Annotated in this window: 12 protein-coding genes and 1 pseudogene; 6 read left to right on the top strand and 7 right to left on the bottom strand. The window is 67.4% G+C overall.

Annotation, left to right across the window (positions count from 1 at the left end):
• The 4 genes and pseudogenes from glyA to HMPREF2716_RS14730 all read right to left on the bottom strand — a co-directional run.
• Positions 1 to 149: pseudogene (gene glyA / locus HMPREF2716_RS28800) on the bottom strand (serine hydroxymethyltransferase); the annotation flags it as partial.
• 142 nt (positions 150 to 291) lie between these two features.
• Positions 292 to 3171 (bottom strand): aminomethyl-transferring glycine dehydrogenase, encoded by a 2880-nt coding sequence (gene gcvP, locus HMPREF2716_RS14740; protein ID WP_010793043.1) that lies wholly within the window; start codon positions 3169 to 3171, stop codon positions 292 to 294.
• 10 nt (positions 3172 to 3181) lie between these two features.
• Entirely contained in the window at positions 3182 to 3565 is a 384-nt protein-coding gene (gene gcvH / locus HMPREF2716_RS14735; protein WP_003089718.1) for a glycine cleavage system protein GcvH, read from the bottom strand.
• A gap of 258 nt (positions 3566 to 3823) precedes the next feature.
• Positions 3824 to 4747 carry a LysR family transcriptional regulator gene (locus HMPREF2716_RS14730; protein WP_003089722.1) on the bottom strand — a complete coding sequence of 308 codons (924 nt, stop codon included), beginning with the start codon at positions 4745 to 4747 and terminating at the stop codon, positions 3824 to 3826.
• A gap of 122 nt (positions 4748 to 4869) precedes the next feature.
• Between HMPREF2716_RS14730 and HMPREF2716_RS14725 the strand changes: the two genes are divergently transcribed.
• Positions 4870 to 6612: an amidohydrolase gene (locus tag HMPREF2716_RS14725; protein ID WP_023517699.1), complete on the top strand. Its 1743-nt coding sequence runs from the start codon at positions 4870 to 4872 to the stop codon at positions 6610 to 6612.
• A gap of 7 nt (positions 6613 to 6619) precedes the next feature.
• On the opposite strand, the gene HMPREF2716_RS14720 is transcribed toward HMPREF2716_RS14725, so the two are convergent.
• The 3 genes from HMPREF2716_RS14720 to HMPREF2716_RS14710 all read right to left on the bottom strand — a co-directional run bounded on the left by HMPREF2716_RS14720 (position 6620) and on the right by HMPREF2716_RS14710 (position 10937).
• Positions 6620 to 8155 (bottom strand): sigma-54-dependent transcriptional regulator, encoded by a 1536-nt coding sequence (locus HMPREF2716_RS14720; protein WP_003105794.1) that lies wholly within the window; start codon positions 8153 to 8155, stop codon positions 6620 to 6622.
• Positions 8156 to 8236: 81 nt separating this feature from the next.
• Entirely contained in the window at positions 8237 to 9154 is a 918-nt protein-coding gene (locus tag HMPREF2716_RS14715; RefSeq protein ID WP_003105796.1) for a hypothetical protein, read from the bottom strand.
• Positions 9155 to 9356: 202 nt separating this feature from the next.
• Positions 9357 to 10937 carry an alpha/beta hydrolase gene (locus tag HMPREF2716_RS14710; RefSeq protein WP_003146788.1) on the bottom strand — a complete coding sequence of 527 codons (1581 nt, stop codon included), beginning with the start codon at positions 10935 to 10937 and terminating at the stop codon, positions 9357 to 9359.
• A 156-nt stretch (positions 10938 to 11093) separates the two neighbouring features.
• Here HMPREF2716_RS14710 and HMPREF2716_RS14705 point away from each other — a divergent pair, with 156 nt between their 5' ends.
• The 5 genes from HMPREF2716_RS14705 to HMPREF2716_RS29845 form a co-directional block, all read left to right on the top strand.
• Positions 11094 to 11315 carry a YgdI/YgdR family lipoprotein gene (locus HMPREF2716_RS14705; protein ID WP_003089729.1) on the top strand — a complete coding sequence of 74 codons (222 nt, stop codon included), beginning with the start codon at positions 11094 to 11096 and terminating at the stop codon, positions 11313 to 11315.
• A 53-nt stretch (positions 11316 to 11368) separates the two neighbouring features.
• Complete coding sequence (locus tag HMPREF2716_RS14700; RefSeq protein WP_023517700.1) at positions 11369 to 12220, top strand: class I SAM-dependent methyltransferase; 852 nt, start codon at positions 11369 to 11371, stop codon at positions 12218 to 12220.
• Complete coding sequence (locus HMPREF2716_RS14695; protein ID WP_023085284.1) at positions 12217 to 12753, top strand: GNAT family N-acetyltransferase; 537 nt, start codon at positions 12217 to 12219, stop codon at positions 12751 to 12753. The genes HMPREF2716_RS14700 and HMPREF2716_RS14695 overlap by 4 nt, the downstream gene beginning before the upstream one ends.
• 52 nt (positions 12754 to 12805) lie before the next feature.
• A complete protein-coding gene (locus tag HMPREF2716_RS29850) occupies positions 12806 to 14299 on the top strand; it encodes an RHS repeat domain-containing protein (protein ID WP_219782096.1) in 1494 nt (497 codons plus the stop codon).
• Between the two features lie 99 nt (positions 14300 to 14398).
• The coding region (locus HMPREF2716_RS29845; RefSeq protein ID WP_256548121.1) for an RHS repeat domain-containing protein at positions 14399 to 15911 on the top strand (1513 nt) is incomplete at its 3' end.

Below are 15911 nucleotides of genomic sequence, written 5' to 3'. Positions count from 1 at the left end.
CCGCTGCCCTGCGCCTGCATGACCCGCTTGCTGGCGTAGTTCTCCGAGGCGATCAGTTCGATGTGGTCTTCCTGCCGCCGGTCTTCGGCGTCCATCGCGGCGAGCAGTTCGTCGTCGTAGCCCTGGAGCTGGTCGTGCTTGCTGAACATGGCGCTGGCCTCTTGTCGTGTCGGTGTCAGGACGCTCGCTGGCGCGAGCGTGGCCGCGGCGCCGCTACGCAAGCGCGGCGCCGGGAAAGGGGTATCGCCGGAAACGCGAGGACGCCGCCGCTGGCGGCGCCCTCCTCGTCCGTCACTCCTCGCTGTACGCCTCGATGGGCGGGCAGGAGCAGGTCAGGTTGCGGTCGCCGTAGACGTTGTCGACGCGGCCCACCGGCGGCCAGTACTTGGCCTCCACCAGGCTGGCCAGCGGATAGGCGGCCTGCTCGCGGCTGTAGGCGTGGTTCCATTCGCCGAGCAGTTCGGCGGCGGTGTGCGGCGCGTTCTTCAGCGGGTTGTCTTCCTTGTCCAGCTCGCCGCATTCCACCGCGCGGATTTCCTCGCGGATGCGGATCATCGCGTCGCAGAAGCGGTCCAGCTCGGCCTTCGACTCGCTCTCGGTGGGCTCGATCATCAGCGTGCCGGCCACCGGGAAGGACATGGTCGGCGCATGGAAGCCGAAGTCCATCAGGCGCTTGGCCACGTCGTCGACGCTGATCCCGCTGCTGTCCTTGAGCGGACGCAGGTCGAGGATGCATTCGTGGGCGACCAGGCCGTTGCCGCCGGCGTAGAGCACCGGGTAGTGCTCCTCCAGGCGATGGGCGATGTAGTTGGCATTGAGGATGGCCATTTCCGAGGCGCGCTTGAGGCCTTCGCCGCCCATCATGCGGATGTACATCCAGGTGATCGGCAGGATGCTCGCGCTGCCGTACGGCGCCGCGCTCACCGCGCCTTCCTTGCGCTCGCCGCGAGCGTGGCCGGGGAGGAACGGCGCCAGGTGCGCGCGCACGCCGATCGGGCCGACGCCCGGGCCGCCGCCGCCGTGGGGGATGCAGAAGGTCTTGTGCAGGTTCAGGTGGGAAACGTCGCCACCGAACTTGCCCGGGGCGCACAGGCCGACCATGGCGTTCATGTTGGCGCCGTCGATGTACACCTGGCCGCCGCAGTCGTGGACGATGGCGCAGATCTCGCGGATCGCTTCCTCGAACACGCCATGGGTGGACGGATAGGTGATCATCAGCGCGGCCAGGCGTTCCTTGTGCTCGCTGGCCTTGTTGCGCAGGTCCTCGACGTCGACGTTGCCGCGCGCGTCGCAGGCCACCACCACCACGCGCATGCCGACCATGCTGGCGGTAGCCGGGTTGGTACCGTGGGCGGAGGACGGGATCAGACAGATGTCGCGCTGGCTGTCGCCGCGGCTCTGGTGGTAGGCACGGATCGCCAGCAGGCCGGCGTACTCACCCTGGGAGCCGGCGTTGGGCTGCAACGACACGGCGTCGTAGCCGGTGGCGGAACAGAGCATCGCCTCCAGTTCGTCGGTGAGCTGGCGGTAGCCTTCGCTCTGCTCGGCCGGGGCGAACGGGTGCAGGTTGCCGAATTCGGCCCAGGTCACCGGGATCATCTCGCTGGCGGCATTCAGCTTCATGGTGCAGGAGCCCAGCGGGATCATCGTGCGGTCCAGCGCCAGGTCCTTGTCCGCCAGCTTGCGCAGGTAGCGCATCAGCTCGGTTTCCGAGTGATGGCGGTTGAAGATCGGGTGGCTGAGGATCGCCGACTGGCGCAGCAGCTCGACCGGCAGGCGGTCCCCGCTGCTGGCGGCAAGGGCGGCGAAGTCCGGGAGCGCCTGGCCCTCTTCGGCCAGCAGGCCCCAGAGGGTCTCCACGTCGGCCTGGCGGACGGTCTCGTCGAGCGACAGGCCGAGACGGCCGGCATCGATCTCGCGCAGGTTGATCCCGGCGGCGCGGGCCTTGGCATGGATCGCCGCGGTACGCGCGCCGGTGGCCAGGCTCAGGGTGTCGAAGAAGTGCTTCTGCTCGACGGCCACGCCCAGGCGCTCCAGGCCGGCGGCGAGGATCGCGGTCAGCCGGTGGGTGCGCCGGGCGATGCGCAGCAGGCCCTGCGGGCCGTGGTAGACGGCGAACATGCTGGCGATGTTGGCCAGCAGTACCTGGGCGGTGCAGATGTTGCTGGTGGCCTTCTCGCGGCGGATGTGCTGCTCGCGGGTCTGCATGGCCAGGCGGTAGGCCGGCTTGCCGTGGCGGTCGATGGAGACGCCGACCAGGCGTCCCGGCATGTCCCGCTTGAAGGCGTCGCGGGTGGCGAAATAGGCCGCGTGCGGGCCGCCGAAGCCGAGCGGCACGCCGAAGCGCTGGGCGCTGCCGATGGCCACGTCGGCGCCGAACTCGCCCGGCGGGGTCAGCAGGGTCAGCGCCAGCAGGTCGGCGGCCACCGCGACCAGCGCATCGACCGCATGGAAGCGGCTGACCAGTTCGCGATAGTCGACGATCTCGCCGTCGCAGGTGGGGTATTGCAGCAACGCGCCGAAGTAGGCGGAGAAGTCTTCGATGGCGCTCTCGTCGCCGACCACCACCTCGATGCCCAGCGGCTCGGCACGGGTGCGCAGCACGTCGAGGGTCTGCGGGTGGCAATGGCGGGAGGCGAAGAATGCCTGGCTGGTGCGGTTCTTCGACAGGCGCTTGCAGAAGGTCATGGCCTCGGCGGCGGCGGTCGCCTCGTCGAGCATCGAGGCGTTGGCGATCGGCAGGCCGGACAGGTCGCTGACCAGGGTCTGGAAGTTCAGCAGCGCCTCCAGGCGGCCCTGGGAGATTTCCGGCTGGTACGGCGTGTAGGCGGTGTACCAGGCCGGGTTCTCCAGGAGGTTGCGCAGGATCGGTGCCGGGGTGTGGCAGTTGTAGTAGCCCTGGCCGATGAAGGAACGCAACGCGCGATTGCGCGCGGCGATCGCCTTCAGGCTGGCCAGCGCCTCGGCCTCGCCCATGCCGGCCGGCAGGTCGAGCACGCTGCTGCCCTTGATGCTGTCGGGGATCACGTTGCCGATCAGCGCGTCCAGCGAGTCGTAGCCCAGGCGCTGGAGCATGGCCTGGGTGTCGGCGGCACGCGGGCCGATATGGCGGGCGATGAATTCGTCGTCGGTGCCCAGGTCGATGGCGCCGAGGTTCAGGTTATCGGTCATGACGGGATCCTCAGGCGTCGGCGTTGGCGTTCAGCAGGCGGTCGTAGGCGGCCTGGTCGAGCAGCTTTTCCCAGGCGCCGGCGTCGGCCGGACGGAAGCGGAAGAACCAGGCCTCGCCGAGCGGATCCTGGTTGACCAGCTCCGGGGCGTCCGGCAGCGCGTCGTTGATCGCCACCACCTCGCCGTCCAGCGGCATCAGGATGTTGCTGGCGGCCTTGACCGACTCCAGCACCGCCACTTCACTGCCGGCGGCGTGTTCGCCGAGTTCCGGCAACTGCACGAATACCACGTCACCGAGGGCGTCCTGGGCGTAGGCGGTGATGCCGACGGTCAGCAGCCCGTCGTCGTCCTGGCGCAGCCATTCGTGGTCGGTGGTAAAGCGCAACTTGCTCATGCTGGATCCTCATTGTCAGCGGGTCGCCCGGTCGGGACGGGACTTTGTTCTGCGGCTGCCCGTAGCAAGCAGGGTGCCAAGCGGCCCCGGCCCTGTCGCCACGGGGCGTGGCCGGGCGCGGGGGAAACCCGGACAGGGCCGCCATGGAACGCTTTCGTTACAGACCCGCCGGACATTTCCCGAACCAGAGCGCAAACGCCTGACAGCAAAGGTTTTTCCGGCAATCGGAACGAATTCGTTCCACTCGTAACCGAAGCGTTACAGCCGATGGCACAGCCCCTGTCGCTGCAAGCTGGCGCGCAGGTGCTCGAGGAACGCGCGGACCTTCCGCGTGTTGCGCCGGTGCCCCGGATAGAGGACATGGATGGAGGGCCCGAACGGCCCCGGGTCGAAGTGGTAGTCGCCGAGCAGGCGCACCAGCCGCCCTTCACCGAGCAGCGGCGCGACGCTCCACTGCGGGCAGAACTGCAGGCCCAGCCCGGCCAGCAGGTGGGCGAGCAGGAAGTCGTAGTTGTCGCTGGCCAGTCGCGGGCGCGGCTGGTCGATACGCTGGCGGGCGCCGTCGCGTTCCATCCACCAGAAGTTCTGGTTCAGCGAAGGGTGCTGGAAGACCAGCCAGGCGTGCCGCTCGAAGTCCTCCGGGCCTTGCGGCGCGGGTTGCCGCGCCAGGTAGGCGGGGCTGGCGCAAAGCACGATCTGGTTCGGCGCCAGCGGCCGCGCCACCAGCCCCGGCAGGTCGATGGGGCCGTCACGCAGGCCGAGGTCGTAGCCGCCTTCACTGAGATCGAGGAAGGTTTCGTCGAGGTCCACCCGCAGGCTGATCCTCGGATGCGCCTCGAGGAAGCTGGCGCAGGCCTGCTGGAGGAACGCCGCGGCGAACGACGGCGGCGCGGCGAGGCGCAGTTCGCCGCGCAACTCCGACTCCAGCAGTTCGATCTCCTGCCCCGCCGTGCGCAGCGTTTCCAGGGACTGACGAGCCGCCTCCAGGTAGATCTGACCGGCCTCGGTCAGCGCCAGGCTGCGGGTGGTGCGCTCGAACAGGCGGGCACCGAGTTCCGCTTCCAGGTGGGCGACGGCCTTGGTCAGCGCCGAGGGCGTCTTGCCCAGGCGCTCGGCGCCACGGCTGAAGCTACCGGTTTCGGCAGTGGCGACGAACATCGCCAGGGCATTCAATTTGTCCATCGACTCCTTCCGTTCCGGCACAAGTGTTGTGCGCCGCGCCCGGTTCTGCCGGGCCGGCGCTTTGGCTAGTCTCGCCTTGCCCGGGCCACGCTACACAAGACCAAGAAGCAAAGGAAACCACCATGAAGCAACGGATTCCCACCCTCCTCGCCGGCGCCTGCCTGGCCATCCCCCTGCACGCCCTCGCCGCCGCCGACCTGCTGGTGGTCAACGCCAGGATCTTCACCGCCAATCCGCAGCAACCCTTCGCCGAGGCCCTGGCGGTGGAGGACGGGCGGATCCTCGCGGTCGGCGACGAGGCCGGGCTGCGCGCCCTGGCCGATGGCGACAGCCAGGTCGTCGATCTCGGCGGCAAGCGCCTGATGCCCGGCCTGATCGACACCCATTCGCACGCGGTGTTCGGCGGCCTGGAGCTGGCCGGCGCGGACATGGGCAACGAACAGGTCGGCCTCGACGAACTGGAACGGCGCCTGCGCGCCTGGCGCGACAACGGCAAGGCGCGACATGGCGACATGCTCAATGTCAGCGGCATGCATACCGCCTACTGGAGCCAGGTCAAGGACTTCCGCGCGCGCTTCGACCACGGCGAATGGGCCGACCAGCCGCTGGCCTTCATCGGCAGCGACCACCACACCGGCTGGGCCAACGCCGCCATGCTGAAACGCGCCGGCATCGACGCCGCGCGGGTCCGCGCCCTGCCCGAGGAACAGCGCAACACCATCGGCCACGACGCCGACGCCACCCCCAACGGCTTCCTCGCCGATGCCGGTCTCGACGCGGTGCTCGCGGTACTGCCGGCGCCGAGCGCGGAACAGATGCTAGAAGCCGGACGCAGCGCGGTGCGCTACAGCAACTCGCTGGGCCTGACCGCATGGATGGACCCGGCCGCCAATGGCTCGCCGGGCGACGCCCTGTTCAGCCTCAGGCCCGACGAGAACACCGTCGGCGTGCTACCGGTCTACCAGCGGCTGGCCAAGGGCGGCGAACTCAGCGCCCACGTCGCCGCCCTCCTGGTCGCCAACCCACGCAGCCGGCCGGCCGACCTCGAGGTGCTGGACAAGGTGCGCCAGCGCTTCCTCGGCAGCCCCAACCTGACCCTGCCGGGAATCAAGGTGTTCGCCGACGGCGTACCGGAATACCCGGCGCAGACCGCCGCGCTCCTCGAGCCCTACCGCAACAGCAGGAAGACGGGCGAACTGCTGATCGACCCGGCGCACTTCGGCGAACTGGTCAGCGCCGCCGACGCCCGCGGCTGGCTGGTCCACGTCCACGCCATCGGCGACCGCGCGGTGCGCGAGGCGCTGAACGGCATGCAGCAGGCGCGGCGCGACCGCGACAGCGGCATCGCCCATTCGATCACCCACCTGCAACTGGTCAATCCCAAGGAATTCGAGCGCTTCAGGCCGCTCGGCGTGATCACCTCGATGCAGCTGTACTGGGCCGCCGCCGACGAAACCACGGTGGACCTGATGAAGCCCTACATCAGCGCCTTCGCCTACCGCTACCAGTACCCGGCGCACTCCCTGCTGAGCAAGGGCGCGACCATCGCCGGGGCCAGCGACTGGCCGGTGTCCAGCCTGTCGCCGTGGAAGGCCATCCAGCAGGCGGTGACCCGCAAGGGCCCGCAGGGCGTGCTCAATGCCGGCGAACGCCTGGACCGCCAGACCATGTTCTACGCCTACACCCGCAACGCTGCGCGGACCATCGGCCTGGAGCGCCGGATCGGCAGCCTGGAGCCGGGCAAGCAGGCGGACTTCATCGTCCTTGACCGCGACGTGTTCGAGGTGCCGGAGACGCAACTGGGCGAAACCAAAGTGCTGAAGACCTGGTTCGCCGGCAAGCCGGTGTATTCCAGCGAGGGCTGAGCCCGCTTCAGGCGCGCGGACCGATGCCGTACTTGCGCAGGCGGTGGGCGATGGCGGTGTGCGAGGTTTGCAGGCGCGCCGCCAACTGGCGGGTCGATGGATAGCTGACGTAGAGCTTCTCCAGCAGGGCTTTCTCGAAGCCCTCCACCGCCTCCTCCAGGCTGCCCACCTCGCCGTCGTTCTGCCGCGCCACGGCGGTGCCGGCGATCTCCAGGTCGCCGATATCCACCAGGCTGCTCTCGCAGATCGCAGCGGCGCGGAAGATCACGTTCTGCAACTGGCGCACGTTGCCCGGCCAGCGGTTGCTCAGCAGCGCCGGGTAGGTGCCCGGCGCCAGCCGACACACCGGGCGCTGGATCTGCGCACAGGCCTGCTGCATGAAGTGCCGCGCCAGCAGCAGGATGTCGTGGCCGCGCTCGCGCAACGGCGGGACTTCCAGGCTGAGCACGTTGAGGCGGTAGAACAGGTCCTCGCGGAAGCTGCCCTCGGCGACCATCTTCTCCAGGTTGCGGTGGGTGGCGCTGAGGATCCGCACGTCGACCCTCACCTCGCGGTCGCCGCCGACCCGGCGGAAGCTGCCGTCGCTGAGGAAGCGCAGCAGCTTGGCTTGCAGATAGGGGGACATCTCGCCGATCTCGTCGAGGAACACCGTGCCCTGGTGGGCCAGCTCCAGCAGGCCTGGCTTGCCGCCGCGCTGGGCGCCGGTGAAGGCGCCGGGGGCGTAGCCGAACAGCTCGCTTTCGGCCAGGTTCTCCGGCAACGCCGCGCAGTTCAGCGCCAGGAACGGCGAGTTGTGCCGCGCACTCAGGGCATGGCAGCCGCGCGCCACCAGTTCCTTGCCGGTACCGGTCTCGCCGTGGATCAGCAGCGGCGCGTCGAGCGCCGCCACGCGCTGCGCACGGGTCTTCAGGGTGCGGATCGGCTGGGAATCGCCGAGGAGCATCTCGAACCCCTCGGCATGGTCATGGTGCAAGGCCGCCAGGCGCTCGCCGATGCGGTTCGGTTCGTAGAGGGTCAACAGGCCGCCGGCCAGGTGCCGCTCGCCCTCGCCCGGCCCTTCGGTGATCGGCGTGGCATCGAGCAGCAGGGCCTGGCCCATGAATGTCACTTCGCGCAGCGGCAGGCGGAAGCCCTGCTCGACCAGCGCATCCTCCAGGGTTTCATCGTCGAACAGGCTGGCCAGCCTCTCGCCGGCCGGGTCGCGTCCGCAGCGCTCGCTGAAGGCCGGGTTGGCCAGCAGCACCAGGCCCTTGCCGTCCACCGCCAGCACCGGATCGGCCATCGCCGCCAGCAACGCATCGAGCTGCAAGCGGCGGCGCTGGCCGGGAAGGATGTCGACCACGGTCATCGCCTGCACGCCACGGATGCCCAGCAGCGCTGCGCGCAGTTCCTCCAGCACTTCGGGACTGAGGGTCGGCGCGTCGATGTAGACGTTCGGCGGCACCATTTCCACCGCGTCCAGGTTCAGGTTGCGCCCGCCCAGCAGCGCCAGCACCTCCTGGGTGATGCCGACACGGTCGATGAAGGAGACGTGGATGCGCATGCGGGAACCTGGACTGCGGCGACGCTCGCCATAAAGCCGTCGATTGTACGGCCTGGCGCCGCCCAGCCCAAGGGGCCGGCGTCAGGGTACGGGGCGCAGCGCCTCGCTGCGGGTGCGGTGGCTCCAGTCGCCCTCGTCGTCCATCACGGTTTCGGTCACCAGCACTCGGCCCGGCTGCTGCGGGTCGGCCTTGTACAGCACCAGCTCGGCCTCGGCATCGTCCCAGGTGGTGGAGATGTCCGGCAGCATCCGCACCCACTGGCCGTCGCGGATTTCCAGCAGCGACGACTTGGTCCAGGTGCTGGTCCACCAGGTACGCAGCAGTTGCAGGCGCTCGCGGCCGCTGTCGTCGAGGTCGCCGAGGACGCTGAGCACCGCGCCGGTGCAACTGCCCAGCGGCTTCGGCGGGACGCGCGCGTCGGCGCTCCAGAGGTCGCAGCGGCAATCCTCGTATTCGTCGCACAAGGCGGCGCTGTTCGGCGCGTGGGCCACTACCCAGGCGAAATCCGCCTCGGTACCGGCGAAGCGGCCGCGAGCCAGCGGGGTGTACCGCGGGTCGACGGCGTAGCGGGTGATCTCGTCGCTCTCGCCGACGAAGCGCCAGGTATCGCCCGGCCCGGCGCGCTCGGCCAGGAGCAGCCCCGGATAGTTGCGCAGGCGTCCGTCGAGGCGTACCTGCTTGACGAAGCGCACCTCGTAGCGGCCTTCCTGGTCGCCCGGCACGATCTGCGGCGCAGCGACGATGCGCTGCTCGAAGTCGGGATGGCGGGCGAAGAAGGCCTGCTTGGCGGAGAGGGTGCGCTCGCGCGTCTGCGCGCGGCCATAGTAGTCCAGGCGCGGCGCATAGACCCCTTCCAGGGCCTTGCCGCTGCGTTGCCCGTGGGCGGCCTGCCAGCGCTGGAACAGGCCGAGGATTTCGCTTTCGGCGGCAGCCTGGACCAGCGCTGGGTACAGGCAGAAGAGCGCGGCGCAGAATACCGGGCGCAAGAGTCGGCGCATCGAGAACATCCTTGTCGTTCGATTGAGGCAAACGCCGATTGTCCCCTATCCGCCGACGCTGGCAAATGGCCCTGGACGATTTTTTCCGATTCCGCAACGCGGTGGGCATTGCGGACACGCTCCGGACAGCCTTCCCCCACCTCTAGGCCGCGGCACGGCGGATAACCGCAAGCGGCTATCCGCCCCACGCCAGCCAGCCGGCTCAATGCGCCGGCAACAAGGCCTGCAACCCTTCGGCAAGCTCCAGGCTCCACGCCGCGTAGTCGTGACCGCCGGGGAACTCACGGTAGTGCAGCGGGTAGCCCTTGCCTTGCAGCGCCGCGCGCAGGCTGCGGTTGCTGCCGAGAATGCCGTCCGCCTCGGGCTCCTCGAGCAGGCCGGAACTGAGGAAGAACACCAGCGGCAAACGCTCGCCAGCGGCGAACTGCCGTACCAGCCACTGCGGCTGCTGCTCGTCCGGCCCCCACCAGAACGAGCCGGACAGGCTCAGCACCTTGCCGAAGCGTTCCGGATAACGGTAGGCGATGCAGCCCGAGGCCAGCCCGCCGTAGCTGGAACCGGAAAGCACGCGATCGGCAGGCTCCTCGCTCAATGCATAGCGCTGCTGCAACCAGGGCAGCAGCTCGTGGGCGAGCATGTCGGCGAAGGCCTCGTTGCAGGGCAACTCGCGGCCCCGGCTGCTGGCGTCGACATTGCCGACAATCACTGCCAGGGTCGGGCGGATGCGCCCGGCGGCGATCAGGTTGTCGAGGATGGTCGGGGTCGGTACGTCGCGCGCGTAGTGGTCCTCGTCGAACAGCACCAGCAGCGGATAGCGCTGGCCCTCTGGGTCGTAGCCCGGCGGCGTGTAGAGCGTCAGCTGGCGCTGGTTGGCCAGGGCCTGGCTGGTATAGCCGAGGCGCTCCACCTTGCCGCGCGGCACGTCCTTGCGCGGCTGGTCCCAGGTCTCGGCAGGGGCGCCGCCGAGCTGCACCAGCGAGGCCTGCTCGGCCCGCGGCAGCGCGCGGCTGTTGAGCCACGGCGTACGGCTCAGCGGGTCCGGCCGCGCCGCCGCCTGCAACGCCAGGCGCAAGGTGCCGCGATCGGCCTGTTGCAGGTCCGGCAGGTCGGCGCTGAGCTGGTAGGAAACCCGCGCGTCGCGGCGCAGCGGCAGACTCAGGTAGCGCACGTCGCTGCCGGCCAGGGCCTCGAAGCGGCGGGTGTTGACCTCCGGGGTCGGCCACAGCAGGCGCACGTCGCCGGGACGCTGCTGGCGCCAGAGGAAGGTGACCAGCACACGTTCGGCATCCAGCGGCTCCACCAGCGGCGTGCCCTGCTTCGCTACCTGCTTCCAGAACGCCTTCAGCGCGCCGGGGCGCTTTTCCGCAAGCTCCGCCTGCAGGCGTTGCAGGGTCGGGCTCTGCGGCGCCGGCGAATCAAGCGCCGGGGTCTGCGGGGTGAGGCGCTGGGTGGGGATCAGGGTCAGTGCGGTGTCTTCGTCGGCGCTGAAGGTCAGGCGCAGGCCCTGGCGCTCGCCGGCCTGCAGGCCGAGCGACTGGCGTCCGGCCAGCTCCGTCGCGCGCAACGCCTTGCCGTCGGGCGTGGTGGCGCGCAGGCGGACGCGGCCGCGGTCGACCTCCAGGTCGAGCAACTGCAACTCGCCGGGGGCAAGGTCGAGGTAGCGCTGGCGGCTCTCGCCGGCAGCGATCTCGATGCGGCCATCGGCCAGCGGCACGGGCTGGGCGGCCTGGGCCGGGGTCAGCAGGTTGAGGAAAAGCAACAACGAGGTGGAAACGGCAGACATGGAATCTCCCTTCGAATAGGCGCCGCCATCCGGGCGGCTCACCGGAAGAGACGTACGATCGCAGCGGAAATTTGCCGCTGTGATCCAGGCTAGAGCGGTTGCGCCGCGACTGGAGTAGAATCCGCCGCCTCGAAAACCGTCCGAAGGAAAATTCCGATGACCTCCCGTCTGCTGCCCGCCCTGTTGCTCTCGTCCGCATTCGCCGTCCTGGCCGGCTGCTCCACCCCGACCATCGTCACCCTCAACGATGGCCGCGAGATCCAGGCGGTGGATACCCCGCGCTATGATCGTAGTTCCGGCTTCTACGAACTGGAGCAACTGGACGGCAAGCGCACCCGCGTCAACAAGGACCAGGTGCGCAGCATCAAGGACATGTAATCCCCCGGACCCGCCATCCGCGCGGTGGCGCACTCCAGGGAAGGAGTCGAACCATGCGATCCAACCTGCACGAGGCCAACCGGCTGTCGTGGAACGCCGCCACCCGGGCGCACAACAGCCACAAGGCCGACCAGGCCGCCTTCTTCCGCAACGGCGGTTCCACGCTCTATCCCGAGGAACTGCAACTGCTCGGCCATCTCGACGGCCTGCGCCTGCTGCATCTGCAATGCAACGCCGGACAGGACAGCCTGAGCCTGGCGCGCCTTGGCGCCCGCGTCACCGGGGTCGACATCGCCGACAGCGCCATCGACTTCGCCCGCCAGCTGTCCCGCGACAGCGGCATCGCCGCCGACTTCCAGCGCGACGACATCCTCCGCTGGCTGCCCGTCGCCGCCACCCGCGGCGAACGCTTCGAACGGGTCTTCGCCTCCTACGGCACGCTGGTCTGGCTCTCCGACCTCAAGCGCTGGGCCGACGGCATCGCCCAGGTGCTGGTTCCCGGCGGGCGCTTCGTCCTGGTGGAGTTCCATCCTTTCGCCCTGTACTTCGACCCACACTGGCAACCGGCCTACGACTACTTCAGCCGCGAGCCGATCGCCGAGAGCGGCGTCAGCGACTATGTCGCCGAGTCCGGCGCCAGCCTGGCGCCCTCCGGCTACCGCGCCGGCGTCGAGAACTTCAGCAACCCTCATCCCAGCTACGAGTTCCAGTGGGGCCTGGCCGATGTGATCGGCGCCCTGCTCGGCGCCGGCCTGCAACTCGAACGGCTGGAGGAATACCCCTACGCCAACGGCTGGGCCGGCTTCGACGGCATGCGCGACGGCGGCGGCGGACGCATGCTGCCGCCCGCCGATCGTCCGCGCCTGCCGCTGATGTACGGCCTCAGCGCAAGGAAACCACGATGACCGAAGAACGCCTGCTGCGCCGCGACGAAATCCCCCTGGTCTGGGAGATCGACCGCAGCGAAGTGATCGAACACCTGTATTCCGTCGAGGCCGGCCAACTGGTGCTGCGCCCCGAGTTCTACGACATGCGCGGCTGGCCGGAGGGCGAGGCCGAGCACTACACGCCGATCCTGCTCGACTGCTTCGACCGCGGCGGCTGGTTCCTCGGCCTGTTCGACCAGGGCCGCCTGATCGGCGCGGTAGTCCTCGACCCACGCCGCCTCGGCCCCGAGCGCGACTGGCTGCAACTGAAGTTCCTCCACCTCAGCCACGCCTACCGCCGCCGCGGCCTCGGCGCCCACCTCTTCCACCTCGCCGCCACCCAGGCCCGCCACCTCGGCGCCAGCGCGCTCTACGTTTCGGCTACGCCGTCGCAGAACACGGTGGATTTTTATATGAGACTCGGATGCCGGCTGTGCATGGAACCGGATGAGGAGTTGTATCGGTTGGAGCCGGAGGATGTTCATCTGGTCTATGGGTTAGGGGTTAGATAACTCGCGGACTGCGCGAGGGCCGGATATTTCACGGATTGGAATGTGGTGGGAAATGAAAAGGAAATTCTTTGTAGCGGCCCTGCTATCAGCATCGCTTAACCAAGTGGTTGAGGCCGAGCCTTTTTGGTGGGCAGCGAGTTATTTCGACCCGCATCTCAGGTCGGCTCAACTTGCCTGCGAATATACCGCCAGCCGTATTTTGAGATGGTCGGACACCTACTATGCCGGGACAGTTCTTGCCATACGGGTAAAAGGTGGTTACGGGGAGTGCCTAATAAAACACCCTCCATATCCAAACGGGGGAGGAGCGCTTCCTCCTTCCTGGTATTCAATCGTCAGATGGGGCGACGGCTGCCCGGACCACCAGGAATACGATGCCAACACCGGCGCCTGCCTTTCCTCCAATGGCCCGCCCAACCACGGGCCTGACTGCTCGCCGCCGTCACTGTCCGTCGGTAATCCGATCAACATCGCCACCGGCAACAAGTACCAGAGCGAAACCGACTACGCCGGCCCGGCCATCGCTCCCCTGCTCCGCTTCACTCGTCACTACAACAGCAGCAACGGACTCTGGACCCACAACCTAAGCGCCCGCCTCACCCTACAGAGCCATATGGTCACCCTGCACCGGGAGGACGGTCGGGCCCTCGACTTCATCCGCCTGTACGACCGCATCACCTCCCAGGCCGATAACCTCGGCCGATTGGAGAAGATCGACGGCGGCTGGCGCTACGACGAACCGAGCGGCCTGCGCCTGGATTTCGACGAAGCCGGCGCGCTCGTCGAACTGGTCCAAGCCAGCGAAAGGCTGCGTCTGGCCAGGGAGGGAGGGCAGGTTCGCGTTTCCCACAACCGCTACCCCGGCACCTTCAGCTTCGCCGAGGATAACCGCCAACAACCACTGCGCCTCACCGCTCCAGGCCTGGCAGTGCTCTACAACTATGAAGGCGGACACCTGATCCGGGTCGCCCGCGACGCCGCCGGCCAGGCCAGTGAGCAGCGTTACCACTATGAAGACCCGCGCAACCCGCGGCTACTCACCGGCATCACCGACAACCGCGGCGTGCGCTTCGCCACCTGGCGCTACGACGAAAAGGGCCGAGCTGTGTCCAGCGAACACGCCAACGGCGCGGAGAAGGTCAGCCTCGCCTACAACTTCGATGGCTCCACCACTGTCACCAACGAATACGGCAAGCAGGCTACCTACCGCTTCCAGGTGATCCGCGGTAGCAAACACATCGTCGCCATCGAAGGGCAACCCTCTCCCAACTGCCCCAGCAGCAATTCCACCTTTACCTATGACGAACGCGGCCTGCTCAAGACCCGCCGCGACAACCAGGGCAACCTGACCACCTACGAATACAACGAGCGCGGCCTGGAAATCCTCCGCACCGAGGCCGCCGGCACTGCGCAGGCTCGCACTATCGCCACCGACTGGCACCCGAGACTGGCACTTCCAGTGCGGCTCGAAGAGGCGGGCCGCAGTACGCATTACTGGTATGACGGCGACGGTAACAAAGTAGGTGAGACGGTGATAGGGAACTGATGAACGAAGCGAGCCGCACCAGATTTCGGCTATCACATCGCAAAACGGAACGAATTTTTACATGAGACTTAATCTGAAGGATTTGCGGGAGCTTCGTCTGTGACAGCTATTTCCCACTCCTCTGGCAACGAGCCATGCACACACCCCACTCCATTCTGCTTACAGAACTCACGGCGCAAGGAGCCGAAGATATCCCTCTCCCTTCAGGCAGTCCTGGTCGCCCTCTTTATATCGGGCAGTGCAAGTGCCACAGAGTATTACTGGTCTAACCCATTTACCTCTCACCTTCGCTTTCCCAATCCTGCCGCCTACTGTGCCTGGCTTGTCCGAGACGCTCCCCAACCTTGGTGGTTCATTTTCACTGAACCTTACAACGGACAACTTGCAGCACAATGCCGCCGACCTCTTTATGAAAATGAACGGGGAGGCACCTACCGTGATACGGGCTATCCCATCTATCGAGTTGGCGACTCCTGCCCAACAGGTACCCAATACGACCCAACCACCGGCCAATGCCTGGACCCGAACAAGAGCAACTGCCCACCCGACCCTTCGGCTCCCGCATCCGTCCAGATCGCCTGCCCACTACCCGACGACAAGGGCCCGCCGAAGGAAAACTCCTGCGTCGGCAACCCCATCGATATTGCCTCGGGCAACAAGTTCCAGCTGGAAACCGACTATATCTCCACCAGCACCCCGGCCCTGGCTTTCCAACGCAGCTACAACAGCACAGACGGGCTTTGGCGCCACAACTTTTCCAGTAGCCTGCGCCTCACTTCCGATAGCGTCGTCACAGTGGCCCTGCATCATGGTCGGGAATTGGTCTTCACCCTTTCAGGTAGTAACTTCGTCCCACGCAATCCCGACCAGGGCCTGCTGGAAAAGAAGGGAAACGGCTGGGAATATCTGTCCGCTGACAACGAGCGACTGGTCTTCGACAACGACGGAAGACTGCTTAGGCAAACGACCACCGCCTTAGGCACTCGCTACCTCGCCTATACAGCCAACGGAATCAACGTCGACGACGAGGCTGGCAACCGGCTCACCTTCTCCGAGGACGGCAAACACCAGCCGACCAGTCTGCGTACACCCGACGGCCAGGTGACCTACAGCTATGACAGCCGCCGCCTGACAGCAGTTACCCGTAGCAACGGAGAAGGCTCGCTGACGCGTCGCTATCACTACGAGGACAGTCGCAACGGCAGCCTGCTCACCGGTATTACCGACGAACGCGGCGTGCGCTATGCCTCATGGCACTACGACAATCAGGGCCGGGCAATCTCCAGCGAGCACGCCACTGGGGCGGAAAAGATCAGTCTCAGCCACCACGGCGGTTACTCCACGCGGGTCACCAACGAATACGGCAAGCAGGCCATCTATTATTTCCAAGTAGTCAATGGCAGCAGACGCATCGTCGCCATCGAAGGCGAACCCTCTCCCAACTGCCCCAGCAGCAATTCCACCTTCACCTACGATGACCAGGGCCTGCTCACCAGCAAACGCGACAACAACGGCAACCTGACCACCTACCAGTACAACGCCCGTGGCCTGGAGACCACGCGCACCGAGGCCGCCGGCACTGCGCAGGCGCGCACCATCACAACCGACTGGC

Source organism: Pseudomonas sp. HMSC076A11, from assembly GCF_001810205.1.
Taxonomy (GTDB): domain Bacteria; phylum Pseudomonadota; class Gammaproteobacteria; order Pseudomonadales; family Pseudomonadaceae; genus Pseudomonas; species Pseudomonas aeruginosa.
This window is presented reverse-complemented; position numbering and strand designations above follow the sequence as displayed.